34 protein-coding genes are annotated in these 25,956 nt (G+C 34.2%); 30 read left to right on the top strand and 4 right to left on the bottom strand.

Annotation, left to right across the window (positions count from 1 at the left end):
• Positions 1-11: 11 nt before the first annotated feature.
• From BN863_RS02810 to BN863_RS02825, 4 genes are all read right to left on the bottom strand, one after another.
• Complete coding sequence (locus tag BN863_RS02810; protein ID WP_038527255.1) at positions 12-3,206, bottom strand: SusC/RagA family TonB-linked outer membrane protein; 3,195 nt, start codon at positions 3,204-3,206, stop codon at positions 12-14.
• A gap of 502 nt (positions 3,207-3,708) precedes the next feature.
• Complete coding sequence (locus BN863_RS02815) at positions 3,709-5,136, bottom strand: RagB/SusD family nutrient uptake outer membrane protein (RefSeq protein WP_038527257.1); 1,428 nt, start codon at positions 5,134-5,136, stop codon at positions 3,709-3,711.
• Positions 5,137-5,147: 11 nt separating this feature from the next.
• Entirely contained in the window at positions 5,148-8,288 is a 3,141-nt protein-coding gene (locus BN863_RS02820) for a SusC/RagA family TonB-linked outer membrane protein (protein WP_038527259.1), read from the bottom strand.
• A gap of 118 nt (positions 8,289-8,406) precedes the next feature.
• Entirely contained in the window at positions 8,407-10,035 is a 1,629-nt protein-coding gene (locus BN863_RS02825; protein ID WP_038527262.1) for a BamA/TamA family outer membrane protein, read from the bottom strand.
• Positions 10,036-10,266: 231 nt separating this feature from the next.
• Here BN863_RS02825 and rpsL point away from each other — a divergent pair, with 231 nt between their 5' ends.
• From rpsL to rpsD, 30 genes are all read left to right on the top strand, one after another.
• Entirely contained in the window at positions 10,267-10,641 is a 375-nt protein-coding gene (gene rpsL, locus BN863_RS02830) for a 30S ribosomal protein S12 (RefSeq protein WP_019386263.1), read from the top strand.
• 21 nt (positions 10,642-10,662) lie between these two features.
• Positions 10,663-11,139 (top strand): 30S ribosomal protein S7, encoded by a 477-nt coding sequence (gene rpsG, locus BN863_RS02835; protein WP_038527271.1) that lies wholly within the window; start codon positions 10,663-10,665, stop codon positions 11,137-11,139.
• A 5-nt stretch (positions 11,140-11,144) separates the two neighbouring features.
• Entirely contained in the window at positions 11,145-13,271 is a 2,127-nt protein-coding gene (fusA, locus tag BN863_RS02840) for an elongation factor G (protein WP_038527274.1), read from the top strand.
• A gap of 10 nt (positions 13,272-13,281) precedes the next feature.
• Positions 13,282-13,587: a 30S ribosomal protein S10 gene (gene rpsJ, locus BN863_RS02845; RefSeq protein ID WP_007650482.1), complete on the top strand. Its 306-nt coding sequence runs from the start codon at positions 13,282-13,284 to the stop codon at positions 13,585-13,587.
• Positions 13,588-13,748: 161 nt separating this feature from the next.
• Positions 13,749-14,366 carry a 50S ribosomal protein L3 gene (rplC, locus tag BN863_RS02850; RefSeq protein ID WP_038527279.1) on the top strand — a complete coding sequence of 206 codons (618 nt, stop codon included), beginning with the start codon at positions 13,749-13,751 and terminating at the stop codon, positions 14,364-14,366.
• Positions 14,366-14,995 (top strand): 50S ribosomal protein L4, encoded by a 630-nt coding sequence (rplD, locus tag BN863_RS02855; RefSeq protein WP_038527282.1) that lies wholly within the window; start codon positions 14,366-14,368, stop codon positions 14,993-14,995. Before rplC ends, rplD begins: the two co-directional genes overlap by 1 nt.
• A gap of 7 nt (positions 14,996-15,002) precedes the next feature.
• Entirely contained in the window at positions 15,003-15,293 is a 291-nt protein-coding gene (rplW, locus tag BN863_RS02860) for a 50S ribosomal protein L23 (protein ID WP_038527285.1), read from the top strand.
• Positions 15,294-15,303: 10 nt separating this feature from the next.
• Positions 15,304-16,131 carry a 50S ribosomal protein L2 gene (gene rplB, locus BN863_RS02865; RefSeq protein ID WP_038527288.1) on the top strand — a complete coding sequence of 276 codons (828 nt, stop codon included), beginning with the start codon at positions 15,304-15,306 and terminating at the stop codon, positions 16,129-16,131.
• Between the two features lie 3 nt (positions 16,132-16,134).
• On the top strand, positions 16,135-16,413 hold the full coding sequence (gene rpsS / locus BN863_RS02870; protein ID WP_038527291.1) for a 30S ribosomal protein S19: 279 nt from the start codon (positions 16,135-16,137) through the stop codon (positions 16,411-16,413).
• A gap of 6 nt (positions 16,414-16,419) precedes the next feature.
• The gene (gene rplV / locus BN863_RS02875; protein ID WP_038527293.1) at positions 16,420-16,827 is read left to right on the top strand and encodes a 50S ribosomal protein L22; all 408 of its coding nucleotides are present in this window, start codon (positions 16,420-16,422) and stop codon (positions 16,825-16,827) included.
• Between the two features lie 7 nt (positions 16,828-16,834).
• The gene (rpsC, locus tag BN863_RS02880; protein WP_038527297.1) at positions 16,835-17,554 is read left to right on the top strand and encodes a 30S ribosomal protein S3; all 720 of its coding nucleotides are present in this window, start codon (positions 16,835-16,837) and stop codon (positions 17,552-17,554) included.
• Positions 17,555-17,574: 20 nt separating this feature from the next.
• Positions 17,575-17,994, top strand: a complete 420-nt coding sequence (gene rplP / locus BN863_RS02885; RefSeq protein WP_038527301.1) for a 50S ribosomal protein L16 — start codon at positions 17,575-17,577, stop codon at positions 17,992-17,994.
• Between the two features lie 13 nt (positions 17,995-18,007).
• Complete coding sequence (gene rpmC, locus BN863_RS02890; protein ID WP_038527303.1) at positions 18,008-18,199, top strand: 50S ribosomal protein L29; 192 nt, start codon at positions 18,008-18,010, stop codon at positions 18,197-18,199.
• 12 nt (positions 18,200-18,211) lie between these two features.
• Complete coding sequence (rpsQ, locus tag BN863_RS02895) at positions 18,212-18,469, top strand: 30S ribosomal protein S17 (RefSeq protein WP_038527305.1); 258 nt, start codon at positions 18,212-18,214, stop codon at positions 18,467-18,469.
• Positions 18,470-18,471: 2 nt separating this feature from the next.
• The gene (rplN, locus tag BN863_RS02900; RefSeq protein WP_038527308.1) at positions 18,472-18,840 is read left to right on the top strand and encodes a 50S ribosomal protein L14; all 369 of its coding nucleotides are present in this window, start codon (positions 18,472-18,474) and stop codon (positions 18,838-18,840) included.
• 11 nt (positions 18,841-18,851) lie between these two features.
• On the top strand, positions 18,852-19,163 hold the full coding sequence (rplX, locus tag BN863_RS02905; RefSeq protein WP_038533066.1) for a 50S ribosomal protein L24: 312 nt from the start codon (positions 18,852-18,854) through the stop codon (positions 19,161-19,163).
• A 2-nt stretch (positions 19,164-19,165) separates the two neighbouring features.
• Positions 19,166-19,717, top strand: a complete 552-nt coding sequence (gene rplE / locus BN863_RS02910) for a 50S ribosomal protein L5 (protein ID WP_038527310.1) — start codon at positions 19,166-19,168, stop codon at positions 19,715-19,717.
• A gap of 3 nt (positions 19,718-19,720) precedes the next feature.
• Positions 19,721-19,990: a 30S ribosomal protein S14 gene (gene rpsN / locus BN863_RS02915; RefSeq protein ID WP_038527313.1), complete on the top strand. Its 270-nt coding sequence runs from the start codon at positions 19,721-19,723 to the stop codon at positions 19,988-19,990.
• A gap of 66 nt (positions 19,991-20,056) precedes the next feature.
• Positions 20,057-20,455, top strand: coding sequence for a 30S ribosomal protein S8 (gene rpsH / locus BN863_RS02920; RefSeq protein ID WP_038527316.1), 399 nt, complete (start codon positions 20,057-20,059; stop codon positions 20,453-20,455).
• 17 nt (positions 20,456-20,472) lie between these two features.
• The gene (gene rplF / locus BN863_RS02925; RefSeq protein ID WP_038527318.1) at positions 20,473-21,015 is read left to right on the top strand and encodes a 50S ribosomal protein L6; all 543 of its coding nucleotides are present in this window, start codon (positions 20,473-20,475) and stop codon (positions 21,013-21,015) included.
• Between the two features lie 13 nt (positions 21,016-21,028).
• A complete protein-coding gene (gene rplR, locus BN863_RS02930; RefSeq protein ID WP_038527321.1) occupies positions 21,029-21,385 on the top strand; it encodes a 50S ribosomal protein L18 in 357 nt (118 codons plus the stop codon).
• Positions 21,386-21,391: 6 nt separating this feature from the next.
• Positions 21,392-21,916 (top strand): 30S ribosomal protein S5, encoded by a 525-nt coding sequence (rpsE, locus tag BN863_RS02935; protein WP_038527324.1) that lies wholly within the window; start codon positions 21,392-21,394, stop codon positions 21,914-21,916.
• An 11-nt stretch (positions 21,917-21,927) separates the two neighbouring features.
• Positions 21,928-22,107, top strand: coding sequence for a 50S ribosomal protein L30 (gene rpmD / locus BN863_RS02940; protein WP_038527327.1), 180 nt, complete (start codon positions 21,928-21,930; stop codon positions 22,105-22,107).
• Positions 22,108-22,121: 14 nt separating this feature from the next.
• Positions 22,122-22,574: a 50S ribosomal protein L15 gene (rplO, locus tag BN863_RS02945; RefSeq protein ID WP_038527330.1), complete on the top strand. Its 453-nt coding sequence runs from the start codon at positions 22,122-22,124 to the stop codon at positions 22,572-22,574.
• Positions 22,575-22,588: 14 nt separating this feature from the next.
• Positions 22,589-23,932, top strand: coding sequence for a preprotein translocase subunit SecY (secY, locus tag BN863_RS02950; protein WP_038527334.1), 1,344 nt, complete (start codon positions 22,589-22,591; stop codon positions 23,930-23,932).
• Between the two features lie 11 nt (positions 23,933-23,943).
• A complete protein-coding gene (gene infA, locus BN863_RS02955) occupies positions 23,944-24,159 on the top strand; it encodes a translation initiation factor IF-1 (protein WP_007094967.1) in 216 nt (71 codons plus the stop codon).
• 4 nt (positions 24,160-24,163) lie between these two features.
• Positions 24,164-24,280 (top strand): type B 50S ribosomal protein L36, encoded by a 117-nt coding sequence (gene ykgO, locus BN863_RS02960; RefSeq protein WP_013305171.1) that lies wholly within the window; start codon positions 24,164-24,166, stop codon positions 24,278-24,280.
• Between the two features lie 2 nt (positions 24,281-24,282).
• Positions 24,283-24,657, top strand: coding sequence for a 30S ribosomal protein S13 (gene rpsM, locus BN863_RS02965; RefSeq protein ID WP_038527340.1), 375 nt, complete (start codon positions 24,283-24,285; stop codon positions 24,655-24,657).
• A 98-nt stretch (positions 24,658-24,755) separates the two neighbouring features.
• Positions 24,756-25,148, top strand: coding sequence for a 30S ribosomal protein S11 (gene rpsK, locus BN863_RS02970; RefSeq protein WP_038527342.1), 393 nt, complete (start codon positions 24,756-24,758; stop codon positions 25,146-25,148).
• A gap of 184 nt (positions 25,149-25,332) precedes the next feature.
• Complete coding sequence (rpsD, locus tag BN863_RS02975) at positions 25,333-25,938, top strand: 30S ribosomal protein S4 (protein WP_038527345.1); 606 nt, start codon at positions 25,333-25,335, stop codon at positions 25,936-25,938.
• Positions 25,939-25,956: the final 18 nt, after the last annotated feature.

Genomic DNA, 25,956 nt, shown 5'->3' on the forward strand with positions numbered 1-25,956 from the left:
TTTTTCTTTTTTTAGAACTGTAATTTAACACTTGCACCAATTTCTCTAATTGCAGGGTATGCACCAGATTGGTATCCTTGAACGTTACCAGAGCTTAATCCTGCTTCAGGGTCAGAGAAAGGAACATTCTTATCGATAATCCATAAGTTTCTACCAATTATAGAGAAAGTAACTCCTGTAAAAGGTAATCTTGCTAATTGGTCGTTATCGAAGTTATAACTAATACTAGCTTCTCTTAATTTAACATAACCTGCATCGTAAACGTGCTGAGAGTTAGACGCTCTAGCATAACCCCATGGGTTAGCATAAGTGCTTGCATTTGCTCTTACTGTGTTTGTAGAACCATCTGCTTGAACACCTGGTAAAATTACTCCACCACCATTATCTAAAGTATTTCTAACAGGGTTTCCTAAATCGTTAGTACCTGCTGTAAAGTCATACATTCCTGTTGCGTAACCATACCATGTATCTAAAGAGAATAAATCTCCACCTTTTTGCATATCAATTAAGAAGCTTAAGTTGAAGTTTTTATAGTTAAATGAGTTAAATAAACCAGCTTTCCAATCAGGGTTAACATCACCAATTACATTGTTGTTACTACTTGTAGTCTCGTAGTAACCATTTGCTCCAACTATTGGTTGTCCGTTTTCATGGTAAACTAAATCTGTACCTCTAATAGTACCGTAAGCTTCACCAGGAGTTGCGTTAATACTAACACCACCTTGTAAAGATGCTAAAACTAAGTTGTCAATTCCATCTGTTAATTCTTCTACTAAACTTTCGTTTTTAGACCAGTTAACATTCATGTCCCAAGAAAAATCTTCTGTACGAATTGGGCTAATATTTAAAGTTACTTCCCAACCTTTGTTAGAAATAGTACCTGCGTTAAGAATTGCAGAAGTATAACCTGTAGAGTTAGATAATGGCACACTTGTAATTTGGTTTTCGTTAAGTGCATCGTAGTAAGATACATCGAAACCAAAACGTTTTTGGAAAAATTGCATTTCTAAACCAACTTCCCAGTTTGTTTGTTCTTCTGGAAGTAATTCTAAGTTACCTTTAATACTTGGGTTTGTAGCAATACCACCGTTAAAAGGCGTACCAATTACATAAGTATTAAATACGTTATAAGGATCTGTATCGTTACCTCTTACTTTACCAAATGTTAACCAATTGCTTTGGATTAATTCAGAAAAAATGAATGATCCAGTAGCAGACCAGTAGTCGTAACGGTTATCTGCAATAGGTAAAGATGAAGAACGGTCTGTTCTAAAAGTACCTTCAACAAATAGGAAGTTATCATAACCTAAACTAGCTTGGATATACTCACCATCTACCATTTTAACTTCTTCTCTCTCAACTGGTGCTTCTAAACCATTTACACTATTAGATAATGCATAAAGACCTGCAAGGTTTAATCCTCCGTTAGTCTCTGCGTAAATACTATTTAATTCATTACGTCTTAAGTTAAAACCAGCAATACCAGAAAGGTTAATTTTGTCTGATAAATCTTTATTGAAAGATAACATTAAGTCGTAGTTATATTCTGCAACATTTCTGTTAAAACGAGAATATTGAGATACATCTACAGAACCAACAGCAATTCTTTCTTCTTGTAATTCAGAGTAAGTATCGTAAGTGAAACGTCCTAATACGCTTAACCAATCTGTAATTTCATAATCTAAAACTACATTACCCCAGAATCTGTTACGAGTATCTGTTTCGTAGTTTTCGTAACGTGTCCAGTAAAAGTTATCAGAATAAAGAGGAGATACATCAGAAGAACTGTTAGAGTTCCAAGTAATGTTTTGTCCTGTTTGTAAATAAGCTTGTTTTTGTTCTTCTAAATCAACGTTAGTTTGAAACCATTGTCTAAACTGTTGCATTGGGTTTTTAGAATCGTAACCTGTTCCGTAACGACCTTTACCATCTGTTTTAGTAAAGTTAAAACTTGTAGAAGCAGTAAGCTTTTCTGTTAAGTTTAAAGATCCATTAAATGAAATGTTATTTCTTTTAATTTCTGAATTAGGTAAATTACCTTCTTGCATCATATTAGTGTACCCTAAACGGAATGTTCCTTTTTCATCACCACCAGTTAAATCTACTGAGTTGATTAAAGTTGAAGATGTAGTCCAAACAGAGTTTGCATCGTTTTCTGCATACTGCCAAGGTGTAGCTTGTTGGTACGTGTCTAATTCTGGGTAGATAGAATTCCATTGGTAAACCATTCTATCTGGATCGAAAGCACCTCCATAAGAAGCATCTTCTCCAAATGGTACAGTTTCATCTAAAATACCATCACCGTTAACGTCTTCTAAATTGAAGTAACCGTCTGCAGTAGCATAATATGGTCCATAACCAGCACCATATTGTTTTTGGTAAGTTGGTAATGTTTCTTTGTCAGGCGTACCTACTGTTAGACTAGAGTTAATAGTAACACCAATACCTTTTTGTTTTTTACCTTTTTTAGTAGTAATCATAATTACACCATTCGATGCTCTAGAACCATATAATGCAGATGCTGCTGCACCTTTTAATACGTTAATAGATTCAATATCGTCTGGGTTAATATCTGATGCTGCGTTACCATAATCGTAACCACCACGACCATTCTGTTGATCTGCAGTGTTAGAAATACCGTTGTCGATTGGAATACCATCGATAACGAATAATGCTTGGTTGTTACCAGAAACAGAACTACTACCACGTATTACTACGTTTGTAGATCCACCAATAGTACCTGAAGGTTTAACATTTAAACCCGCAACTTTACCAGATAATGCATTTACGAAGTTTTGTGACTTTACTGTAGATACAGCTTCACCATCTACTTCCTGACTGGCATATCCTAATTGCTTTTTTTCTCTTGAAATACCAAGCGCTGTAACAACAACTTCGTCTAGTTGAGCTAAATCTTCTTCAAGAGTCATGTTAATAATTGAAGATGCCCCAACAGTTATGCTTTTTGTTTTATACCCAATAAATGAGAAGGATAAAACTTCTGCAGTTGCAGCATCAAGGGAATAGTTACCATCAAAATCTGTTTGAGTACCAGTTGAAGTACCTTTAACAATAATGTTAACTCCCGGAAGAGGTAAACCATTTGAGTCTGAAACGGTCCCTGTAATTGTCTTTTCTTGTGCGAACGTAAGTTGCACGACAAACGCTAGGAATAGCGTTAGAATTCCATTAAACTTTGTTTTCATTTTATTTTATTTGAATTAGTCTACTGCCAAAATGGTAATAATTTGTTAATAAAACAATAATCTAATCTTAAAATTATTGTTTAAGCCCGTTTTTTAACGAAAATGAAAAAAAACGGACATGTATTTTAAAAAAATAGGTATTAAAGCTGCTTTAATGCTAATTAACTAAGCTGCCTTTTAGCGCATATAATTTTTAGACTGTAATTGTACTGTACAATTGACGCAATTGTCTGTTTTTTTAGGTGTTTCTGTGATGTAAATGTCTAATTTCTGCTAATCGTTTAATTTTTTTAATCTAAAATCGATCATAAACGGGGTGTATTAGGTCGTTTTTGGATAGAAAATTTGGTTTTTAATGCTGTTTAGAACATACTATTCTGGTGCGTACAGTCTTAAATTTAATATGAAATAGGGGAGTGTAATGCTGTGTGAATTTAATGTAAAAAAAAAGAGGTTGCTTTAAAAGCAACCTCTTTAATAAAGTATAGAAAATAACGAATAGTTATCTACCGACGTTAATATTATCGTCAATATTTATATTAGCATCAATTTCTTCTTGAGGAATTTTTAGGAAGAACCTTACATCGTTAGCTGATAAAGAAGCAGATTCTTTAACACGGTGGTTACCTGTTCTTGTAATACCTCTTTGTAATCTCTTAGCATCGAACCACTCAACACCAGTTTCTGCATATAATTCTTTTCTTCTTTCTACTAATATTTCTTCAAAAAGAGCATTTCCTGTATTATTAGATTTTACAGCATTAGCATCTCTGTTCGATTGAATTGCGAAAAGTAAATCATGAGCTGTAGCTTCATCACCTAAATGATAATTTGCTTCAGCTTCAATTAAAATCATTTCAGGAGTTCTAATATAAGCGAAATCTGAATCGAAGTTAAATTCGAATTTAGAAGTTACGTAATGTCTAAAATCCTCTGCAGCCACTCCGTAAGCATTTTGGAATAAGTTTCTTACATCAGTAGCAGAAAATAAGTTTACAAAATCATTATTAAAGTGCGTTGCTGCGTATGATAATGTGTAATGATCTGCCATAGAGTGTGGTGCTCCCCAATAGTAGTTAGATTGGTCTGTAGATTGTGGTGCTGCCCATATCCATTCTTCGTTAGTAATATCGCTAAAACCATTTCCGTAACTAGCTGCATCTAAAACTGATGATGGAGATCCACCGTAAGCTAACATCGCTGCTTCTTTTGCACCGCTCCAGTTTTCAGTTACTTGGTATACTCTTGCTAAAATAGCATTTGCTACATTTTGATTTACATACGATTTTCCTAATCTGTAGTCGTCTAAGTTAGCTACCGCATAAGTTAAATCGTCAATTATTAAGTCGTATACTTCTTGAAGTGTAGACATTGGCTTACCTTCTAGAGAAAGTTCAAGATAAATAGGAGGAGCCGGAAGTGTAGCATCGTATGTATAAGTATGTTGATACTCCATAGCTAATTGAAAGTACATGAAAGCTCTAATAGCTTTTCCTTGTGCACTTAATTGCGCTTTATCTTCTGCAGGGATTGCTTCACTAGCTTCAACACCATTAATTAGCGTGTTTGCTTGGTTGATAATGTAGTAAGGGAATTCCCAGTTAAATACAGTTCTTCTGTAGGTAGGTTCTCTGTTATCGTTGGTGTAGTCGAAACCAAACCAGTTGTTTGCTTGAATAACATCGTTTCCTTTCATTACTCTAGCAAAATAAATGGAATTAACCCCAGCAGCATCAGTACTAGTAAACTGACCTCTAAAATTTCTTAATATTCCAGACATTAAAGCTTCTACACCTTCTCTTGAGTTGAATACAACTTCTTCAGTAACTGATTCTGTTGGTGCAGGGTCTGTTAACACATCTTCAGTACAACTTACAAATGCTGTAGTTGTAAAGACCGCAAGGATAAGTTTTGATATATATTTTTTCATTTTTTTAAATTTTAAAATTGTAAGTTAACACCTAATGACATGATTCTCTGGTTGTATGTACGGCTATCTGTTGTACCAGCGAAACTTTGTTCAGGATCTAAACCATCGTGACTTTGTAAGGTCCATAAGTTGTCTCCTTGAAAGTATACTCTTAAGTTAGTTACACCTAATCTATCTGTTATAGAGCTATCAAAGTTATAACCAAAGTTTAAAGCTTTAAGTCTTAAGTAGTTGTTTTCGTATAAGAATCTTGTAGACGTAGAGTTGAAATCGTTATTAGCTGTAGTTAGCATAGGAACATCTGTAATGTCTCCTGGTTGTTGCCATCTATTTGCAATATCTGCATGTGCTGCTCTACCTGCATTTTCCATACTACCCATTAAATTTGCATATGAGCTATCGTAAATGTAAGACCCTACACTAAAGTTAAATAAGAAGTTTAAATCCCAGTTTTTATAACGTAAGTAGTTATTCATACCTCCTACGAAATCTGGTAAAGAAGATTTTCCTGAGTAGTTTCTAGATGCTTCTGCATATACAGAAGTTACTTCTTTTTCTCCTGTAGGTTCTCCATCTGCTCCAATTACATCTTTAAACCAAGTACCTTGACCTGTTTCTGGATCTACACCAGCCCATTCTTGTATGTAAAATTCGTAAGTAGATTTTCCAACTTCCCAACGTTTAGTTCCGTTAATAAAAGATTCTTGCGTAAGCTCTGTAATTTCCATTTCGTTTTTAGAAATGTTGAAATTAGTACTCCATTGGAAGTTTTTAGAATTAATGTTTCTAGTTGTAATCTCTAATTCGAAACCGTAGTTTTTAATAGCACCAACGTTTGTTGTAATAGCGTCGTTTCCTGTAGAAATTGCTAATGGTTGGTTGTAAATTAAGTCTTTAGATGCTTTGTTGTAAAATTCTAAGCTACCTGAAATTCTATCTTGAAAAAATCCGAAATCAAGTCCAATGTTTGCAGATGCAGTTTTTTCCCAAGTTAAATTTGGATCTGCTACACTACCTAAAATAACACCGGTGTTATCTAATTGGTTCCAACCTGTTTCATATAAAGATAAGTATGGGAAGTATAATGCGTTACCAGCAGAATCTAAAATGTTATTGTTACCTAATTCTCCGTAAGAACCTTTAAGTTTTAAGAAGCTAATTACGTTACTATCATTTAAGAAGTTTTCTTCAGAAATTATCCAAGATCCTCCAACAGAGTAGAAGTCTCCCCATCTTACGTGGTCTGCAAATCTAGAAGATCCATCTCTACGGTAAGATCCTTCAATAAAGTATTTTTCGCTGTAGTTGTAAGAAGCACGTGCTAAGTAAGACATTAACCCTTCGTTAGTAAAAGCACCACTTACATTTTCTGGAGTTGTACTACCGTTTAATACTTGTACGTTAGGTAGGAATCCTACACCTTGTGCTCCTAATTCGTCGTTTTCTCTTTTGTAAGTTTCGTAAATTAAGTTAGCACCTACGTTATGGTTACCAAATGATTTGTTGAAATTTAAAGAGTTTGTCCAGTTTTTAGTTGTAACGAAATCTCTATCTTGAGAAACTCTACCACCTACATTAGCAGCGTAACCGTATTCATTATGAACGTATTCGTAAGAATCGAAAACATATTTCTCGTAGTAATATTGAGTTTTAAAATTTAAGTAATCTGTAAAATCAATTTTAGCATATCCGTTAACAGAGGTTAAATCTCTTTTGTAACGTACATCGTAGTTGTATAAAGCACCAACTCCGTTTTCTCCACCAAATACTGGTCTTACTCCGTTAACAGATTGAGAACCACTATTGTTACCGTAGTCGTAAATTCTATCTCCGTTTCCGTCTAAAATTAAACTTCCGTTACCGTCTCTTTGGTATAATGGGTAGTAAGACGACACGCTGTAGTACCATTGTTGTGCACTTTGAAATGATGTTCCAGATTGTGTTGGGTAGTTTTGGTCTGAATGCGAATAGAACATATTAACACCAGTTGTTAACCAGTCTGTTAATTCAGAATCAATATTCATTCTAACAGTACCTCTTGTAAAATTAGATGTTTCAATAGCTCCTTCTTGGTCTACATAGTTTAAACCTAAAAAGTAATTTGTTTTTTCGCTACCTCCAGCAATGTTAAAAGCATATTCTTGTCTTACAGCGCTGTTGTTAAATAAATTATCACTCCAATCGTTATCCCATAACTTATCAGTAGTAACTAGTTCACCATCAGTTCCAACAGGAGCACCATTTCCGTAAGGATCATATCCCAATACAGAAACTAAATTGTCTGTAGCGTATTGTGCAGCATCTGTTGCAGTGCTACCTTGGCTGTATAACTGCTCGTTTCTTAGAGCTTCCCAAGAATACTTTGTAAATTCGTCTGTTGTTGCAAGCTCGTGAAAATCAACGGCTTGGTTAGCGATACCAGTTTTTGTGCTAAAGTTAACTTGAACAGGCATGTCTTTTTTACCACGCTTAGTAGTAATTACAATTACCCCGTTAGCCCCTCTAGAACCGTATAAAGCTGTAGAAGACGCATCCTTTAATACACTCATGCTTTCTACTTGATCTCCACTAATAGAGTTTAAGTTTCCATTAAAAGGAGCACCGTCAACAATAATTAAGGGATCTGCAGAAGCGTTAATAGAACCAACTCCACGTATTCTAATAGTAGGGTTGTCTCCTGGTTGACCTCCAGATTGTACAATGTTTACACCAGATACCGTACCTTGTAACGTAGATGTTACCGATACAGTTTGTTGTTTTTCAATTGTAGCTGCATCAATAGAACTTACCGCACCAACAATAGATTTTTTTGTTTGCGACCCGTATGCAACTACTATAACTTCATCTAATTCAGCTAAATCCTCTGCTAGTGTTAAATCAATTGTATTTGAAGTACCCACTGTAACTGATTGTGTCTTGTATCCCATAAAAGAATAGGTTAATACATCTCCAGGACTTGCTTTTAACGAATAGTTTCCGTCAAAATTTGATTGAGATCCGGTAGAGGTACCTACAATAATGATGTTTACTCCAGGGAGAGGTAATCCGGAAGCATCCGAAATAGTCCCTGAAATTGTCTTTTCTTGTGCAAAAGCAAACTGCACAACAAACGCTAGAAATAGCGTTAGAATTCCACTAAACTTTGTTTTCATGTTTATTATATTTGAATTAGTCTGCGCCAAAAATCATAATAATAAGTTAATAAAACAATAATTTTATATTAAAATATCGAATTATGAGCGTTTTGAATTGTTATAATAGACAGTATTGTCAAAAAATAGTAGTGATACTTAGGTGAACTTTTGCGTTACTGATATTAAAGGGTGAATTTTCAGTTTTACCATTAGCATAATTCAATTTTAATAGTCCTGCTTTTGTTAATACCGCAAAACCGACCCCTAAACCAATTAAACGCTCTTTTTGATTGCTAATTTTGTTTTCTAAGTAGGAAAAATCGCTAATTGTGTGTACGAATATTGTTGGATTTAATTGAAATCGGTACTCTATATTTAATACAGAATATAAATTTGCTAGGATGCTGTTCTCTTCAAAACCGCGTATAGAATTGATTCCACCGTAGCGCAACAGTTCATTTTCTAAATAGGTTTCAGATTGTAGGGCAGCGGCTTCTATTCTTGTAAAAATACTATTCTTTTCATTTAGATAGAAAGTATGATACAAATCTAAACTTGCTTCAAATTGTTGCTCTTTTGTATTTTCGTAGGTACGATGTCCTAAACCTAAATTTACATTGGCATAAGTTTTTATTGGAAATAATATATTAATATCATCGGTTTTTGTAAAGTTATATGTTGTGCTATAAAAAGTAGATTTGTAATCTTCTATAGTAGTTAATGAGTTTTGATTTAAAAGATTATTAGATTGAGACTCTTTAATTCCTAAATAGAGTTTGTGCTGTGTACTAAATTGATAATACAATTTTAAAGATTGATCGACTGTTGTAAAGGTTGAATCTTTTTTAAAGATATTTAAATCTACATTTGCTCCAATGGGCGATTTAAATAAATAAGGCATGTCTATGTTGAAATTAAATGTTTTTTGTTCGTTTTCATCACTTTCATATAATAGCTTAACAGATTCTCCAAAATTCAAGTTGTTTCTAAGTAGCATATTTAAATAACCACTAAATTCAAGTTTGTTAGTGTCTTCATTTGTAGTAAATCCTAAATAGCCATCAAAATTGTTACTTTTCTGTTTTTCTACATATATATATAATGTAGTAGAGTCTTTTGTAAATAAAACTTCTGGGTCTCTTATTAAATTTGCGAATGGAAGTGAATTTATATTTTTGGTTTTTAATATTATCTCATTCATATTAAAAACTTGTCCAGTTTTAATTTGAGCGTATTGATTAATAAATTTTCTAGGGAATTTTTGATAACCTTTAATAATAATTTTATCAATATGTCTTGGACTTGTTTTTTTTGAGATTTTTAAATCGGCCTTTACACTATCATTTTCAATTTTAAAATTTTCTAGATGAAGCGCTGTAAATGGAAGTCCTTGATTTGCTATTTCAGAATTTAAACGATTTAAGGTGTTTTGTACATTTTTAAACAGTAGAACAATATATTCTTTATTGAAGTTGATATTTAGTGATTCTAAATTTAAAGTCTCAATATTAGTATACCTTATATATAGGGAGGAATATTTATTTTTTAAATTGAAAACAGAAACAACCGTGGAATCATTAATTTTATTAGAATCTATAATGTTATGTTCTATATATCCTAAATGATTTAATGTATTAGACAAGCTGTCTAATGCATTTGTAATAGATTGGTAGTTGATGTGATTTTTTTGATAAGCAATAGAGTCAATTATTTTTGTTTGCTGTGCTGTATGTCCTTCAATATTTAAAGATAAATTTTGGCACAAGGCATGTGATGTTATAAGAAGAAATAAATTGAATAATAGGATTTTGTATTGCACTATTTGGGTTTGCTTTAGAATTGTAAAACTAACGGAAAAAGTAAAGTAATAATATGTCTGCTTAAATAAAAGTTAAATCCGATTGAAAATTAATCGTTTAGCGTTTGAAAAATAAAAATAAATCCTTACATTTGCAGCCCTCTTAGAAGAGGATAATAAAACTTATATATAATATATATGCCAACAATTTCGCAATTAGTAAGAAAAGGAAGAGCCAAAATAACCAAGAAGAGTAAATCGGCTGCTTTAGATTCTTGTCCGCAAAGACGTGGTGTGTGTACTCGTGTTTACACAACGACACCTAAAAAACCTAACTCAGCAATGCGTAAGGTAGCAAGGGTTCGTTTAACAAACGGTAACGAGGTTAATGCATACATCGGTGGAGAAGGACATAATCTACAAGAGCACTCGATAGTATTGGTTAGAGGTGGAAGGGTAAAAGATTTACCAGGAGTTAGATATCACATTGTACGTGGTGCTTTAGACACAGCAGGTGTTTCAGGTAGAACGCAACGTAGATCTAAGTATGGTGCAAAACGCCCTAAGAAGTAATTAAAACTTTAAGAAGAAGACATGAGAAAAAGAGCAGCAAAAAAGAGACCGCTTTTACCGGATCCTCGTTTTAACGACCAGTTAGTAACTCGTTTCGTTAACATGATGATGTGGGATGGTAAAAAATCGGTAGCTTTTAAGGTATTCTACGATGCAATTGACATTGTAGACTCGAAAAAAACTGACGAAGAAAAAACAGCTTTAGAGTTGTGGAAAGATGCATTATCTAACGTTATGCCTCACGTAGAAGTACGTAGTCGTAGAGTAGGTGGAGCAACATTCCAAATTCCAATGCAAATTCGTCCAGACAGAAAAGTTTCTACTGCAATGAAATGGCTAATTAGCTTTTCACGTAAAAGAAATGAAAAATCTATGGCACAACGTTTAGCATCTGAGATTTTAGCAGCAGCTAAAGAAGAAGGTGCGGCTGTTAAGAAAAGAGTTGATACTCATAAAATGGCAGAAGCAAATAAAGCATTCTCACACTTTAGATTCTAAATAAAATGGCAAGAGATTTAAGATTAACAAGAAATATAGGAATTGCTGCTCATATTGATGCTGGTAAAACAACAACTACAGAGCGTATTCTTTTTTATACAGGAGTTTCTCATAAAATTGGTGAAGTACACGATGGTGCTTCTACAATGGACTGGATGGAGCAAGAAGCAGAAAGAGGTATTACTATCACTTCTGCCGCTACAACTTGTGAGTGGGTATTTCCTAAAGAAAATGGTGAACCAACAGCAGAAGCTCAAGGGTATCATTTTAATATTATTGACACTCCTGGTCACGTAGATTTTACTGTTGAAGTAAATCGTTCATTACGTGTATTAGATGGTTTAGTATTCTTATTTAGTGCAGTTGATGGTGTAGAGCCTCAATCTGAAACTAACTGGAGACTTGCAGATAACTATAAAGTGCCTCGTATTGGTTTCGTTAATAAAATGGACCGTCAAGGATCTAACTTTTTAGGTGTTTGTCAGCAAGTAAAAGACATGTTAAAATCTAACGCAGTGCCAATCGTTTTAAACATTGGTGAAGAAGGAGATTTTAAAGGTGTTGTAGATTTAGTTAAAAACAGAGCTATTGTATGGCATGACGAAAACTTCGGAGCGACTTTCGATGTTGTAGACATTCCAGAAGATATGAAAGAAGAAGTACGTCAATACCGTGCTTTATTAATCGAAGAAGTAGCTGGTTACGATGAGAACTTATTAGAAAAATTCATGGAAGATGAAGATTCTATTACAGAAGAAGAAGTGCACGCTGCACTTAGAGCTGCTGTAATGGATATGGCTATTATTCCTATGGTTTGTGGTTCTTCATTCAAAAATAAAGGTGTACAATTCTTATTAGATGCAGTTTGTCGTTATTTGCCTTCTCCAATGGATAGAGAAAGTGTAATTGGAACAAACCCTGATACAGATAAAGAAGAAAGACGTAAGCCAGATGTAAAAGAACCTTTCGCAGCTTTAGCTTTCAAAATTGCTACCGATCCTTTCGTAGGACGTTTAGCTTTCTTCCGTGCATATTCAGGACGTTTAGATGCAGGGTCTTATATTCTTAACAACCGTTCAGGTAAAAAAGAACGTATTTCTCGTATCTACCAAATGCATGCTAACAAACAAAATGCTATCGATTTTATTGAAGCAGGAGATATTGGAGCAGCAGTAGGATTTAAAGATATCAAGACTGGTGATACTATGTCTGATGAAAAACATCCTATCGTTTTAGAATCTATGGACTTCCCGGACCCAGTAATTGGTATCGCGGTTGAGCCTAAGACTAAAGCAGATGTAGATAAAATGGGTATGGCTTTAGCTAAATTAGCAGAAGAAGATCCAACATTTACAGCGCGTACAGACGAATCTTCAGGACAGACTATTATTTCTGGAATGGGTGAGTTACACTTAGATATTATTGTAGACCGTTTAAAACGTGAGTTTAAGGTTGAAGTAAATCAAGGTCAACCTCAAGTTGAGTACAAAGAAGCTATTACACAAGCTGCAGATCATAGAGAAGTTTACAAGAAACAATCTGGTGGTCGTGGTAAATTTGCTGATATCGTATTTACGGTTGAACCAGCAGATGAAGGTGTTGTAGGATTACAATTTATATCTACAATTAAAGGTGGTAACGTTCCTAAAGAATTTATCCCTTCTATTGAAAAAGGATTTAAAATGGCTATGGTTAATGGACCATTAGCAGGATACGAAGTAGATTCTATGAAAGTGACATTGAAAGATGGATCTTATCATGATGTGGATTCGGATCAATTATCATTCGAATTAGCAGCGAAATTAGGATTTAAAAATTCAGCAAAAGCAGCCAAAGCTGTAATTATGGAACCAATCATGAAACTTGAGGTAATTACACCTGAAGAAAACATGGGAGACATTGTTGGAGATTTAAACAGAAGAAGAGGTCAAGTTAGTGACATGGGAGATAGAGCAGGTGCAAAAACTGTAAAAGCTACTGTGCCATTATCAGAAATGTTTGGTTATGTTACTACATTAAGAACATTATCTTCAGGTCGTGCTACATCTACAATGGAATTTTCTCACTATGCTGAAACGCCTTCTAACATATCTGAAGAAGTCATTAAAGCAGCTAAAGGTACAGACGCTTAAAACTAAGAATATGAGTCAAAAAATCAGAATAAAACTAAAATCTTACGATCATAACTTAGTAGATAAGTCTGCTGATAAGATTGTAAAAACTGTAAAAAGTACAGGTGCAGTTGTAACGGGACCAATTCCATTACCAACACACAAGAAAATTTTCACTGTATTACGTTCTCCTCACGTTAACAAGAAGTCTAGAGAACAATTTCAATTAAGCTCTTACAAGAGATTACTTGATATCTATAGTTCTTCTTCTAAAACTATCGACGCTTTAATGAAGCTTGAATTACCAAGTGGAGTAGAAGTAGAGATTAAAGTTTAAGTAGAACACTTACGTCAGTAAGTTTTACAGAAACGAAAAAGTTTCATATAAACATGTCCTGAGCTGCGAGCGAAGGAAAAACGGTAAAAATGCATTCAGGGTTGAACGTGTTTCGACCCTGAATTTTTTTATAAATAATACTAATAAATAAATTAATAATTATGTCTGGGTTAATTGGAAAAAAAATCGGTATGACCAGCATTTTCGATGAAAATGGAAAAAACATTCCATGTACAGTAATCGAAGCTGGACCATGTATCGTTACCCAAGTCAGAACTGAAGAAGTTGATGGTTATAAAGCCCTTCAACTTGGTTTCGATGACGCGACAGAAAAAAGTGCTACTAAAGCTGACTTAGGTCACGCTAAAAAAGCAGGAACTTCTGTAAAACGCAAAATCGTTGAATTTAAAGGTTTTGATGAGGAGTACAAATTAGGTGATGCAATCACTGTTGAGCACTTTGTAGAAGGTGAATTCGTAGATATTGCTGGAACTTCAAAAGGTAAAGGTTTTCAAGGGGTTGTTAAACGTCACGGTTTTGGTGGTGTAGGTCAAGCAACTCACGGTCAACACAACCGATTAAGAGCACCGGGTTCTATTGGAGCGGCATCTTATCCTGCAAGAGTATTTAAGGGTATGAAGATGGCAGGAAGAATGGGAACTGATAGAGTAAAAGTTGAAAATTTAAGAGTTTTAAAAGTAGTTGCTGAAAAGAATCTACTTGTGGTTAAAGGATGTGTTCCTGGTCATAACAACTCTTATGTAATCATTGAGAAGTAATGAAAGTAGCAGTTTTAGATATTAATGGAAAAGAAACTGGAAGAAAGGTAGACCTTTCTGATTCAGTTTTTGCTATAGAGCCTAACAATCATGCTGTGTATTTGGATGTTAAACAATATTTAGCAAACCAAAGACAAGGAACTCACAAAGCTAAAGAGCGTGCTGAGATTTCTGGATCTACACGTAAGATTAAGAAGCAAAAAGGAACTGGTACAGCTAGAGCAGGTAGTATTAAGTCTGGAGTTTTTAAAGGTGGTGGACGTATGTTCGGACCAAGACCTAGAAACTACAGTTTCAAACTTAACAAAAACCTTAAGCGTTTAGCACGTAAATCGGCCTTAACAATTAAAGCATCTGAAGAGTCAATTGTAGTAATTGAAGATTTAAATTTCGATTCAGCTAAGACTAAAAATTTCACTAGTGTATTGAAAGCTTTAGACTTACAAGATAAAAAATCGTTATTTGTGTTGGGTGCGTTAAATAATAATGTATATTTGTCATCACGAAATTTAAAGGGCTCTGAGGTTTTATTGAACTCAGAATTAAGCACTTACAAGATTTTAAACGCAAATAAAGTAGTTCTTTTAGAGAGTTCTTTAGAAGGAATTGAATCGAATTTAAGTAAATAAGGAAGCGATGAGTATCTTAATTAAACCTATTATAACAGAAAAAGCGACTGCAAACAGTGAATTAAATAACTGTTTTAGCTTTATGGTTAATACAAAGGCGAACAAGGTAGAAATTAAAAAAGCAGTGGAAGCTGCTTATGGCGTTTCTGTTGAAAAAGTTCGTACAATAAATGTCCGTCCAGATAGAAGTACTAAGTTTACAAAAACTGGTATTCAACATGGTAAAACAAATGCTGTTAAAAAAGCACTTGTACAACTGGCGGAAGGTGAAGTGATTGATTTATACAGTAACATGTAATTAGACAAAAATGTCAGTAAGAAAATTAAAACCGATCACACCAGGTCAGCGATTTAGAGTAGTAAATGGATTTGACGCCATTTCTACTGATAAGCCGGAGAAAAGTTTATTAGCTCCGAAGAAAAGATCAGGTGGTAGAAACAGTCAAGGAAGAATGACCATGCGCTATATTGGTGGTGGTCATAAAAAAAGGTATCGTATCATTGATTTTAAAAGAACTAAAGCTGGAATTCCTGCTGAAGTAAAATCAATTCAATACGATCCAAACAGAACAGCTTTTATTGCTTTATTAAATTACCAAGATGGTGAAAAAGCATACATTATTGCTCAAAACGGATTAACAGTTGGTCAAACAGTTGTATCTGGGCAAGAAGGTATCGCACCAGAAATTGGTAACGCAATGCCGTTAAGTCAAATTCCATTAGGAACAATTATTTCTTGTGTAGAGTTACGTCCAGGACAAGGAGCTGTTATGGCTCGTAGTGCTGGTGCTTTTGCTCAGTTAATGGCAAGAGATGGTAAATTTGCAACAGTAAAACTTCCATCAGGAGAAACTAGATTAATTTTAGTTAACTGTATGGCTACAATAGGTGTTGTCTCTAACTCAGATCATCAATTACTAGTATCAGGTAAAGCTGGTAGAAGTAGATGGTTAGGTAGAAGACCTCGTACTAGACCAGTAGTGATGAACCCGGTTGATCACCCAATGGGAGGTGGTGAAGGTAAATCTTCTGGAGGTCACCCTCGTTCTAGAAACGGTATACCTGCTAAAGGTTTCAGAACCCGTTCTAAAACAAAAGCGAGTAATAAGTATATTGTAGAACGTAGAAAGAAATAAGACATGGCAAGATCATTAAAAAAAGGACCTTACGTTCATTATAAACTTGATAAGAGAGTCCAAGAAAATGTTGACGGCGGAAAGAAAACAGTAATCAAAACATGGTCTAGAGCCTCAATGATTACTCCAGATTTCGTTGGACAAACTATCGCAGTACATAACGGACGTCAATTCGTTCCTGTATTTGTAACTGAGAACATGGTAGGGCATAAATTAGGAGAATTTTCACCAACACGATCTTTTAGAGGTCATGCAGGTGCTAAAAACAAAGGTAAAAAGTAGTAAGCTATGGGAAGTCGTAAAAAACAAATGGCAGACGCTATTAAGGAAGATAAAAAGCAAGTTGCTTTTGCTAAACTTAATAACTGTCCTACGTCACCAAGAAAAATGCGCTTAGTAGCCGATTTAGTAAGAGGTGAAAAGGTAGAAAAAGCGCTTAATATTTTGAAATTCAGTTCAAAAGAAGCTTCAAATCGTTTAGAGAAATTGTTATTGTCTGCAATTGCAAACTGGCAAGCTAAAAATGAAGATGCAAGTATTGAAGATGCTGAATTAATAGTAAAAGAGATTAGAGTAGATGGCGGATCTATGTTAAAAAGATTACGTCCAGCTCCTCAAGGTCGTGCGCACAGAATAAGAAAGCGTTCTAATCACGTAACTATCGTGGTTGGAGCTAACAATAATATACAAGCTTAATAGAGGTATGGGACAAAAAACAAATCCAATCGGAAATCGCTTAGGAATTATCAGAGGATGGGAATCTAACTGGTACGGAGGAAACGATTATGGCGACAAATTAGCCGAAGACGATAAGATCAGAAAGTACGTTCACGCACGTCTATCTAAAGCAAGTATATCAAGAGTAATTATCGAGAGAACTCTTAAACTTGTAACCGTTACTATAACTACTGCAAGACCTGGTATTATTATCGGGAAAGGTGGCCAAGAAGTAGACAAGTTAAAAGAAGAACTTAAGAAAATTACTGGTAAAGAAGTTCAAATAAACATATTTGAAATTAAAAGACCAGAACTTGATGCATTTTTAGTAGGATCAAGCATCGCTCGTCAAATTGAGAACAGAATCTCTTACAGACGTGCAATTAAGATGGCTATTGCTGCTACAATGCGTATGAATGCAGAAGGAATTAAAATCCAAATTAGTGGTCGTTTAAACGGGGCAGAGATGGCACGTTCAGAACACTACAAAGATGGTCGTATTCCATTATCTACATTTAGAGCCGATATCGATTATGCTTTAGTTGAGGCACATACTACTTATGGTAGATTAGGTGTTAAAGTATGGATCATGAAAGGTGAAGTATATGGTAAAAGAGAGCTTTCTCCGCTTGTTGGATTGTCTAAGAAGCAAGGAAAAGGTGGACCACGAGGAGGAAATAATAATAAACCTCGTCGTAGAAAGTAATTTTTTAAAGTAAAGGAAAAATGTTACAGCCTAAAAGAACAAAATTTCGTAAACAACAAAAAGGACGTATGAAAGGTAACTCTCAAAGAGGGCACCAATTATCAAACGGAACTTTTGGTATAAAATCACTTGATTCGAATTTTTTAACATCGCGTCAAATAGAAGCAGCACGTATTGCCGCTACACGTCACATGAAGAGAGAAGGACAACTTTGGATTAAAATATTTCCAGATAAGCCTATCACAAAGAAGCCTCTTGAAGTACGTATGGGTAAAGGTAAAGGTGCCGTTGAATATTGGGCAGCTGTTGTAAAGCCAGGTAGACTACTTTTCGAAGTAGGAGGAGTACCGTTAGACGTTGCAAAAGAAGCATTACGTTTAGCAGCTCAAAAATTACCGGTAAAAACTAAGTTTGTTATCGCTAGAGATTACGAAGCATAATTTATTTGATGTTATGAAACAATCAGAAATTAAAGAATTATCTACTGCTGAGTTACAAGAGAAACTTGGTGAGACAAAAAAGAGTTATTCAGACCTGAAAATGGCACATGCAATATCTCCTTTAGAAAATCCAATTCAATTACGTAACGTAAGACGTGACGTAGCAAGAATTGCGACAGAAATAACTAAAAGAGAATTACAATAATTCTGCTGAAAGATGGAAAAAAGAAATTTAAGAAAAGAACGTGTAGGAGTTGTTACTAGTAACAAGATGCAAAAATCTATTGTTGTTGCTGAAGTTAAAAAAGTAAAACATCCTATGTATGGTAAGTTCGTGTTAAAAACGAAAAAATACGTTGCACACGACGAGACTAACGATTGTAACATTGGAGATACTGTAAAGATCATGGAAACAAGACCTATGAGTAAATCTAAATGTTGGAGACTAGTTGAAATAATTGAAAGAGCGAAGTAATTATGTTACAACAAGAATCAAGATTAAAAGTAGCAGATAACACTGGAGCAAAGGAAGTTTTAACTATCCGTGTTCTTGGTGGTACTAAAAGAAGATATGCTTCTGTAGGAGACAAGATAGTTGTTTCTGTAAAAGACGCAACACCTAATGGAAACATTAAAAAAGGTGCTGTTTCTACTGCAGTTGTTGTACGTACTGTAAAAGAAGTAAGACGTCCAGACGGATCTTATATCAGATTCGACGACAATGCTTGTGTATTATTAAACCCAACGGGTGAGATGAGAGGTACACGTGTATTTGGACCTGTTGCAAGAGAACTTCGTGATAAACAATTCATGAAAATTGTATCATTAGCACCTGAAGTGCTTTAATGACTTATAAGATGACAAAGCTTAAGATAAAATCAGGAGATACAGTAAAAGTAATAACTGGAGATCATAAAGGATCTGAAGGAAAAGTACTTAAAGTATTAACAGATAAGAACAAAGCGATTGTTGAGGGTGTTAACTTGGTGAAGAAACATACTAAGCCAAGTGCACAAAGCCCTCAAGGAGGAATCGTAGAAAAGGAAGCTCCAATTCAAATATCAAACTTATCTTTATTAACTGCAAAGGGTGAAACTACTCGTGTTGGTTATAAAGTTGAAGATGGTAAGAAAGTGAGATTTTCTAAAAAATCTAATGAAGTAATATAGTTATGGCATATTCACCGAGACTTAAAGAAGAGTATAAAAGCAAAGTAATTGCTGCTCTTACAGAAGAATTTGGATATAAGAATGTTATGCAAGTTCCAAAATTATCTAAGATAGTAATATCTAAAGGTGTTGGAGCTGCTGTTGCAGATAAGAAGTTAGTAGACTACGCAGTAGAAGAACTAACAACTATTTCTGGACAAAGAGCTATAGCAACTATATCTAAAAAAGATGTTGCATCTTTCAAATTACGTAAAGGAATGCCAATTGGCGCGAAAGTTACGTTAAGAGGAGAAAGAATGTACGAATTTTTAGACCGTTTAGTTACTTCAGCCTTACCTCGTGTAAGAGATTTTGGCGGAATTAAAGCAACAGGATTTGACGGAAGAGGTAACTATAACCTTGGAATTACAGAACAAATTATTTTTCCAGAAATTGACATTGATAAAGTGAACAAAATTTCAGGAATGGATATTACTTTTGTAACTTCTGCCGAAACTGATAAAGAAGCAAAATCATTATTAACTGAACTAGGTTTACCTTTTCAAAAGAACTAAGATATGGCTAAAGAATCAATGAAAGCCCGTGAGGTTAAAAGAGCAAAAACAGTAGCAAAATATGCTGAGAAACGTAAAGCTTTAAAAGAAGCTGGAGATTACGAAGCATTACAAAAGTTACCTAAAAACGCTTCTCCTGTACGTATGCATAATAGATGTAAACTAACAGGAAGACCTAAAGGTTATATGCGTACATTTGGTATTTCTCGTGTAACATTCAGAGAAATGGCAAATAACGGCCTTATACCAGGTGTAAGAAAAGCAAGCTGGTAAAAAATTAATTTTAACTGGTTTTAGGTTCAACTTAATGTTGAAAACCAAGACCGCAATTTAATACATATGTATACAGATCCAATAGCGGATTATCTAACAAGAATTAGAAATGCTGTGCGTGCTAACCACAGAGTGGTAGAAATACCTGCTTCTAACTTGAAAAAAGAAATCACAAAAATATTATTCGACCAAGGATATATTTTAAGTTACAAATTCGATGATTCTTCTGTACAAGGAACTATTAAAATAGCTCTAAAGTACAACAAGGAAACTAAAGAACCTGTAATTAAGAAGATTCAAAGAATCAGTAAACCAGGTTTACGTAAGTACGCAAGTTCAACAGAACTACCTAGAATTTTAAATGGTCTTGGAATTGCCATCGTTTCTACTTCTCACGGAGTAATGACAGGTAAACAAGCTCAAGCAGAAAATGTAGGTGGTGAAGTTTTATGTTACGTTTACTAATTTAAAGACTATAAGAAATGTCAAGAATAGGTAATAACCCAGTCGCAATTCCAGAAGGAATTACAGTTGATGTTAACGATAATATTGTAACAGTAAAAGGAAAATTAGGTGAGTTAACTCAAGAATTTTCTAACATTGCAATAAAAGTTGAAGATGGAAACGTTATAGTTGAACGTTCTTCTGATAAAAAAGAAGAAAAATCTAAACACGGACTTTACAGAGCTTTAATCAATAACATGATTGAAGGAGTAAGTAAAGGATGGACTAAAGAATTAGAATTAGTTGGTGTTGGATATAGAGCTACAAATCAAGGTAACAAACTTGATTTAGCATTAGGATTTTCTCACAATATTGTATTAGACATTGCTCCAGAAGTAAAAGTTGAAACAGTATCAGAGAAAGGTAAAAACCCTATAATCAAATTAACATCTCATGATAAGCAACTTGTTGGACAAGTAGCAGCAAAAATTAGAGATTTTAGAAGACCTGAACCATACAAAGGAAAAGGTATTAAGTTTGTAGGAGAAATATTAAGAAGAAAAGCAGGTAAATCAGCTTAATAATTTATAAGTTATGGCGTTAACAAAAAACGAAAGACGATTAAGAATTAAAAGCAGAGTCCGTAAAATAGTTTCTGGTACAGAAACTAGACCAAGATTATCTGTTTTTAGAAGTAATAAAGAAATTTATGCTCAAGTAGTAGATGATGTAACTGGTAAAACTATCAGTTCAGCATCTTCAAGAGATAAAGACATTAGTGCTGCAAAAGGATCTAAAGCAGAAATTGCTACTCTAGTAGGAAAATCTGTAGCTGAAAAAGCTTTAAAAGCAGGTGTAGACACTATCTCTTTTGATAGAGGTGGATATTTATACCATGGTAGAGTAAAATCATTAGCTGAAGGAGCTAGAGAAGCAGGACTTAAATTCTAAGAAATTATGTATCAAAAATACAAAAGCGCAGAGCTAGTAAAACCAAGTGGATTAGATCTTAAAGATCGTTTAGTTGGTGTACAGAGAGTTACAAAAGTAACTAAAGGTGGTAGAGCATTTGGTTTCTCAGCAATCGTAGTGGTTGGTGATGAAGCAGGTGTTGTAGGTCACGGTTTAGGAAAGTCTAAAGATGTTGCAAGTGCTATTGCTAAGGCAGTAGAAGATGCAAAGAAAAATTTAGTACGTATTCCTATTATCAAACGTACGTTACCACATGAACAAAAAGGTAAATTTGGTGGAGCAAGAGTAAACATCATTCCTGCAGCTCCTGGTACAGGGGTAATTGCTGGTGGAGCTGTGAGAACAGTTTTAGAAGCAGTTGGAGTACACGATGTATTATCTAAATCTCAAGGTTCATCAAACCCTCATAACGTTGTTAAAGCAACTTTTGATGCATTACTTCAATTAAGAAGTGCAAAATCAATTGCTAAAGATAGAGGCGTTTCATTAGAAAAAGTTTTTAAAGGTTAATAGCGATAGAAATGGGAAAGATTAAAGTAACGAAAGTTAAAAGCGCAATTAAACGTACACAAAGACAAAAAAGAACTTTAGAAGCTCTTGGTCTTAAACGTATTGGGCAAGTCGTAGAGCATGAAAACACACCAAATATTCTTGGTATGGTTGCTAAAGTAGAACACTTAGTTTCTGTTGAAGAAGCTTAATAATAAACTGAGAAATGGATTTAAGTAAATTAAAACCTGCAGAAGGTTCAGTTAAAAATCAAGGAAAAAGAATAGGTCGTGGACAAGGATCTGGTAAAGGTGGTACCGCTACACGTGGTCACAAAGGAGCCAAATCTCGTTCAGGTTATTCTAAGAAGCTTGGATTTGAAGGAGGTCAAATGCCACTTCAAAGACGTGTTCCTAAATTTGGTTTTACTAATATTAACCGTGTAGAATATCAAGGTGTAAACTTAGATAAATTACAACAGTTGGTTGATGAAAAGAAAATTAACGACACAGTAAATTTAGACACACTAATGTCTGTAGGTGTAACTGGAAAGAATGATCTAGTTAAAATCTTAGGTAGAGGTGAACTAAAAGCAAAATTAAAAGTAACTGCTCATAAATTTACTGCTTCAGCAAAAGCTGCTATCGAAGCGGCTGGAGGAGAAGCTGTAACTTTATAATCACGTAATAGAGCATGAAATTTATAGAAACGTTAAAGAATGTTTGGAAAATTGAGGAACTAAGAAATAGAATCATCCTTACGGTTGGTCTATTATTAGTTTATCGATTTGGTGCACAAGTAGTTTTACCTGGTATCGATGCAGCACAATTAGAAACCTTACAAAGTAATACAGATTCTGGATTATTAGGTTTATTAAATGCATTTACAGGAGGAGCCTTTGCTAATGCATCAATATTTGCCTTAGGTATTATGCCTTACATTTCTGCTTCTATTGTAGTGCAATTAATGGGAATAGCAATTCCTTACTTGCAAAAGTTACAAAAAGAAGGTGCTAGTGGGCAAAAGAAAATAAATCAAATCACACGTTGGTTAACAATTGCAATATGTTTGGTACAAGCACCAGGATATTTAGCAAGTTTACCAAGTTTAGGAATTCCACAAAGTGCGTTCTTATTAGGACAAGGTGGTTTATTCTATTTTTCTTCAATAATCATTTTAGTTACTGGTTGTATCTTTGCAATGTGGTTAGGAGAGAAGATTACAGATAAAGGTATTGGTAATGGTATTTCACTATTAATTATGGTGGGTATTATTGCACGTATGCCATTATCGTTCTTCCAAAATGCAGCATCTCGTTTAGAAGGGAATAATGTAATGTTAATCCTTATTGAATTAGTGTTGTGGTTTGCTATTATCTTTGCATCTATTATGCTTATTATGGCAGTTAGAAAAATAGCTGTTCAATATGCAAGACGTACTGCTACTGGAGGTTATGAGAAAAACATTATGGGGTCTAGACAATATATTCCATTAAAACTTAACGCTTCTGGAGTAATGCCAATTATTTTTGCTCAAGCAATTATGTTTGTACCAGGTTTAATAGGTGGAACTTCTATGATGAAGGATTCAGCTGCAGGACAGTGGTTACAATCACAATTTTCTGATATATTCGGATTTTGGTATAACTTATTATTTGCATTCTTAATTATCATATTCACGTATTTCTATACTGCTATTACAGTTCCTACGAACAAAATGGCAGACGATTTAAAACGTAGTGGAGGATTTATTCCAGGGATTCGTCCAGGGTCTGAAACTTCAGAATATTTAGATAAGATTATGTCTCAAATAACATTACCAGGTTCTATTTTCCTTGCACTTATAGCAGTATTTCCTGCCATAGTTGTTAAGTTAATGAACGTACAATCGGGATGGGCCTTATTTTTTGGTGGTACTTCACTATTAATATTAGTGGGAGTTGCAATTGACACGATGCAACAAGTAAACTCTTACTTGTTGAATAGACACTATGATGGCTTGATGAAAACTGGTAAAAATAGAAAAGCAGTAGCTTAATTTATTATACAATGGCAAAACAAGCAGCAATAGAACAAGACGGAACAATTATAGAAGCATTATCTAATGCTATGTTTCGTGTTGAGTTAGAGAATGGTCACATTGTGACTGCTCATATATCTGGTAAAATGCGTATGCATTACATTAAATTGTTACCAGGTGATAAAGTAAAATTAGAAATGAGTCCTTACGATTTAACTAAGGCTAGAATAACTTATAGATACTAATACGATGAAAGTAAGAGCATCAGTTAAAAAAAGAAGTGCAGATTGTAAAATCGTGCGTAGAAAAGGTAGACTTTACGTAATTAACAAAAAGAATCCTAGATTCAAACAAAGACAAGGGTAGTTATGGCAAGAATTGCAGGTGTAGACATACCAAAACAGAAAAGAGGAGTTATCTCTTTAACTTATATCTATGGAATAGGTACAAGTAGAGCAAAAGAAATTTTAGCAGAAGCTAAAGTTGACGAAAACACTAAAGTTCAAGACTGGACAGATGATCAAATAGGTTCTATTCGTGAAGCTGTATCGACTTTTACTATTGAAGGTGAGTTACGTTCTGAAACACAATTAAGCATTAAGCGATTAATGGATATTGGATGTTACAGAGGTATTCGTCATAGAGCAGGTCTTCCTTTAAGAGGACAACGCACTAAAAACAACTCTAGAACTAGAAAAGGTAGAAGAAAAACTGTTGCTAACAAGAAAAAAGCAACTAAATAATTAAAAGTCATTAGTATTTAGTAGTTAGATGAATCTGTTCGAAATCGAGAGGTTTAGGATTCTATCACTAACAACTAACAACTAGAAACTAAAATAATATGGCAAAGTCAAATACAAAGAGTACTAAAAAACGTAAAGTTATAGTAGATGCTGTAGGAGAAGCTCACGTTACTGCTTCTTTTAATAACATCATTATTTCTCTTACCAACAAAAAAGGAGACGTTATTTCATGGTCTTCAGCTGGTAAAATGGGATTTAGAGGTTCTAAAAAGAACACGCCTTACGCAGCACAATTAGCAGCAGAAGATGCAGTTACTGTAGCTCAAGAGGCAGGTTTAAAGAAAGTAAAAGTTTATGTTAAAGGACCTGGAAATGGTAGAGAATCTGCTATCCGTTCTATTCATAATGCAGGAATTGAAGTAACAGAAATTATCGATGTTACTCCATTACCACATAATGGATGTCGTCCTCCAAAACGTAGAAGAGTCTAATTTACTTTAGAGAATTTATAAAAAAAATTAATATCAGCTTAATATACAGTTGGTATTAATTTTTTTATATGTAAATTTGCACACTTTTAAAAAATAATTTAACAAGTATAACAAAGAGATTAACGATTATCGAAGGATAAGATTAAGACCTTAATTCATAATCACTCTTTAAAATCAATTTATTATGGCAAGATATACTGGTCCTAAAACTAAAATAGCTCGTAAGTTTGGTGAAGCTATTTTTGGAGATGACAAATCTTTCGAAAAAAGAAATTATCCTCCAGGTCAACACGGAGCTAACAAGCGTCGTGGAAAAAAATCTGAATATGCAATCCAATTAATGGAAAAGCAAAAAGCAAAATATACTTACGGTATATTAGAGCGTCAATTCAGAGGTTTATTCAAAAAAGCAACAGCTTCACAAGGTATTACTGGTGAAGTATTATTACAATTATGTGAGTCTAGATTAGACAACGTTGTTTATAGAATGGGAATTTCTCCTTCTAGAAGCGGTGCTAGACAATTAGTATCTCACAGACACATTACTGTAAATGGTGAGTTGGTAAACATTCCTTCTTACAATTTAAAAGCAGGAGATGTTGTTGCCGTTAGAGAAAAATCTAAATCACTTGAAGCAATTGATAAATCTTTATCAAATTCAAGTCAAGTTTACGAATGGATTACATGGAATAACGAAACTAAGCAAGGAACTTATGTTTCTGTACCAGCTAGAATTCAAATTCCAGAAAACATCAACGAGCAGTTTATCGTTGAATTATATTCTAAATAATAAATAAATTATATTGGT

Source organism: Formosa agariphila KMM 3901, from assembly GCF_000723205.1.
GTDB classification, from domain to species: Bacteria; Bacteroidota; Bacteroidia; order Flavobacteriales; family Flavobacteriaceae; genus Formosa; species Formosa agariphila.

Coding starts and splice junctions, on each gene's coding strand:
- rplP (WP_038527301.1), top strand. CDS start 17,575: ATGTTACAGCCTAAAAGAACAAAATTTCGTAAACAACAAAAAGGACGT.
- rpsN (WP_038527313.1), top strand. CDS start 19,721: ATGGCTAAAGAATCAATGAAAGCCCGTGAGGTTAAAAGAGCAAAAACA.
- BN863_RS02810 (WP_038527255.1), bottom strand. CDS start 3,206: ATGAAAACAAAGTTTAATGGAATTCTAACGCTATTCCTAGCGTTTGTC.
- rplR (WP_038527321.1), top strand. CDS start 21,029: ATGGCGTTAACAAAAAACGAAAGACGATTAAGAATTAAAAGCAGAGTC.
- infA (WP_007094967.1), top strand. CDS start 23,944: ATGGCAAAACAAGCAGCAATAGAACAAGACGGAACAATTATAGAAGCA.
- rplX (WP_038533066.1), top strand. CDS start 18,852: ATGACAAAGCTTAAGATAAAATCAGGAGATACAGTAAAAGTAATAACT.
- rpsM (WP_038527340.1), top strand. CDS start 24,283: ATGGCAAGAATTGCAGGTGTAGACATACCAAAACAGAAAAGAGGAGTT.
- rpsJ (WP_007650482.1), top strand. CDS start 13,282: ATGAGTCAAAAAATCAGAATAAAACTAAAATCTTACGATCATAACTTA.
- rplO (WP_038527330.1), top strand. CDS start 22,122: ATGGATTTAAGTAAATTAAAACCTGCAGAAGGTTCAGTTAAAAATCAA.
- fusA (WP_038527274.1), top strand. CDS start 11,145: ATGGCAAGAGATTTAAGATTAACAAGAAATATAGGAATTGCTGCTCAT.
- rplC (WP_038527279.1), top strand. CDS start 13,749: ATGTCTGGGTTAATTGGAAAAAAAATCGGTATGACCAGCATTTTCGAT.
- rpsD (WP_038527345.1), top strand. CDS start 25,333: ATGGCAAGATATACTGGTCCTAAAACTAAAATAGCTCGTAAGTTTGGT.
- rpsC (WP_038527297.1), top strand. CDS start 16,835: ATGGGACAAAAAACAAATCCAATCGGAAATCGCTTAGGAATTATCAGA.
- rpsQ (WP_038527305.1), top strand. CDS start 18,212: ATGGAAAAAAGAAATTTAAGAAAAGAACGTGTAGGAGTTGTTACTAGT.
- rpsS (WP_038527291.1), top strand. CDS start 16,135: ATGGCAAGATCATTAAAAAAAGGACCTTACGTTCATTATAAACTTGAT.
- rpmC (WP_038527303.1), top strand. CDS start 18,008: ATGAAACAATCAGAAATTAAAGAATTATCTACTGCTGAGTTACAAGAG.
- secY (WP_038527334.1), top strand. CDS start 22,589: ATGAAATTTATAGAAACGTTAAAGAATGTTTGGAAAATTGAGGAACTA.
- rplE (WP_038527310.1), top strand. CDS start 19,166: ATGGCATATTCACCGAGACTTAAAGAAGAGTATAAAAGCAAAGTAATT.
- rpsK (WP_038527342.1), top strand. CDS start 24,756: ATGGCAAAGTCAAATACAAAGAGTACTAAAAAACGTAAAGTTATAGTA.
- rplW (WP_038527285.1), top strand. CDS start 15,003: ATGAGTATCTTAATTAAACCTATTATAACAGAAAAAGCGACTGCAAAC.
- rplV (WP_038527293.1), top strand. CDS start 16,420: ATGGGAAGTCGTAAAAAACAAATGGCAGACGCTATTAAGGAAGATAAA.
- ykgO (WP_013305171.1), top strand. CDS start 24,164: ATGAAAGTAAGAGCATCAGTTAAAAAAAGAAGTGCAGATTGTAAAATC.
- rplB (WP_038527288.1), top strand. CDS start 15,304: ATGTCAGTAAGAAAATTAAAACCGATCACACCAGGTCAGCGATTTAGA.
- BN863_RS02815 (WP_038527257.1), bottom strand. CDS start 5,136: ATGAAAAAATATATATCAAAACTTATCCTTGCGGTCTTTACAACTACA.
- rpsG (WP_038527271.1), top strand. CDS start 10,663: ATGAGAAAAAGAGCAGCAAAAAAGAGACCGCTTTTACCGGATCCTCGT.
- rplD (WP_038527282.1), top strand. CDS start 14,366: ATGAAAGTAGCAGTTTTAGATATTAATGGAAAAGAAACTGGAAGAAAG.
- rplN (WP_038527308.1), top strand. CDS start 18,472: ATGTTACAACAAGAATCAAGATTAAAAGTAGCAGATAACACTGGAGCA.
- rpsL (WP_019386263.1), top strand. CDS start 10,267: ATGCCAACAATTTCGCAATTAGTAAGAAAAGGAAGAGCCAAAATAACC.
- rpmD (WP_038527327.1), top strand. CDS start 21,928: ATGGGAAAGATTAAAGTAACGAAAGTTAAAAGCGCAATTAAACGTACA.
- rpsE (WP_038527324.1), top strand. CDS start 21,392: ATGTATCAAAAATACAAAAGCGCAGAGCTAGTAAAACCAAGTGGATTA.
- BN863_RS02820 (WP_038527259.1), bottom strand. CDS start 8,288: ATGAAAACAAAGTTTAGTGGAATTCTAACGCTATTTCTAGCGTTTGTT.
- rplF (WP_038527318.1), top strand. CDS start 20,473: ATGTCAAGAATAGGTAATAACCCAGTCGCAATTCCAGAAGGAATTACA.
- rpsH (WP_038527316.1), top strand. CDS start 20,057: ATGTATACAGATCCAATAGCGGATTATCTAACAAGAATTAGAAATGCT.